1 protein-coding gene is annotated in these 1,551 nt (G+C 42.5%); it reads left to right on the forward strand.

The window, feature by feature from the left end; all coding sequences use genetic code 11:
• Positions 1-1,323: TonB-dependent siderophore receptor (locus tag QZY09_RS05830; protein ID WP_295669455.1), on the forward strand; the 1,323-nt coding region annotated here is incomplete at its 5' end.
• Between the last annotated feature and the right edge of the window lie 228 nt (positions 1,324-1,551).

Below are 1,551 nucleotides of genomic sequence, written 5' to 3' on the forward strand. Positions count from 1 at the left end.
ACCCCAATCAATCTAACCTTAACGCAGCCCGGCGATTATTTGCATGAGACGGATGTTGCCTCCGTTATTTCTGCATCGTACAAGATCAATAAAAACCTTATTTTTAGTATGGGTTACTTGAATTATATTACCCGGGAAAATGTGGCCGCGCACGGATTGAATGATTACATCACCCCGGATTCAGTTTCCCTGTATTACACTACCTGGGCCTACCATACGGTTACCAATACACTCACTAATTATCTCACTTACAAATTCAAAACAGGTAAAGCAAGCCATGTGGTGCTGGCCGGGTACGATTATGTAAGGACCTCGGTTAATTTAAACCAGCAATACTACGAATTGCCCGATCAGTTTGGCCCGGGTAGTGGCATTGTTGGAACTTTAAGCCTGGGCAGCCCGCGGTATTTTCAAATGCCGGTAAATACTTACCGTTTGTCTGATTATAACAGCGACGAATCGGATGTGAACAGCAATATTTACCATACGCAGGGCATATACCTGCAGGATCAGGCTAACGTTGGCAAAGTGAAACTATTAGGTAGCCTGCGCGAGGAATTTTATAAAGCAGATGACGGCAGCGGGCTAAATGAAAGAGTGTTTTTGCCGAGAATCGGCATCGTCTACCCGCTTATGCCAAAACTAAACGGTTATGCCAGTTATAACAATGGTTTCGATCCGTTTGAAGCATCGACCAGTATACAGGTTTTTGATGCGCCGTTTAAGCCGCTAACCAGCCAGTTGCTTGAAACAGGGTTAAAAGGCGGTTTTTTTAATGATAGACTTTTTGTATCTGCGGCGCTTTACCAGCTAAAAGTTCAAAATGTGGCGGTAAATGCAAACAATATCTCTGATCCGAACCTGTTTGTGCAGCAGGGTGAAAACAGGTCGAGGGGTTTTGAGGTGGAAGCCACGGGTTATGTTCTTTCGAATTTGAGCGTTAATTTTAATTATGCAAACTGCCTGGCCATCGTTTCTAAAAGCGATATTGCGTCTCAAATAGGCACTGTAGTTGAAAATGCCCCCCGAAATACCAGCAGCAGCTGGATTAAATACACTTTTACCAATGGCGTCTTAAAAGGATTGGGAATATCCGCAGGCCATTCGCAGGTTGGCGCCCGCAATACGCTTGATCCGGCAATTAAATTACCCGGTTACCTGGTTATAAATGGCGGTGTACGCTATGGCTTGCAGCGATACCGCTTTGCCTTAAATATGAATAATATTACTAATAAAACTTATTGGCAGGGAGCATATAATAATATTAATAAATGGCCTGGTGCCCCACGGAATTGTATGTTTAACCTGGGGTATAGTTTTTAGATATGCCGGATACTTTAATAACCTGCCCTTCCTGCGCACTCATAAGTGTATTCGTCGATACATTTCCGCTCTCCATCTATTTTCGTCTTTAAAAAATAAATAACGGGCTATTTTAGTTTAATAATTGATTTACAGGGTGTTTTGTTGCCTGCCCGGCGGGGCGGTTTTAAATTTGAGCCTGTGGATGTTAAATTAAATATATCCTTTGATAAAATAAATGTTTAAACG

The organism is uncultured Mucilaginibacter sp., from assembly GCF_903913935.1.
Classification (GTDB): Bacteria; Bacteroidota; Bacteroidia; order Sphingobacteriales; family Sphingobacteriaceae; genus Mucilaginibacter.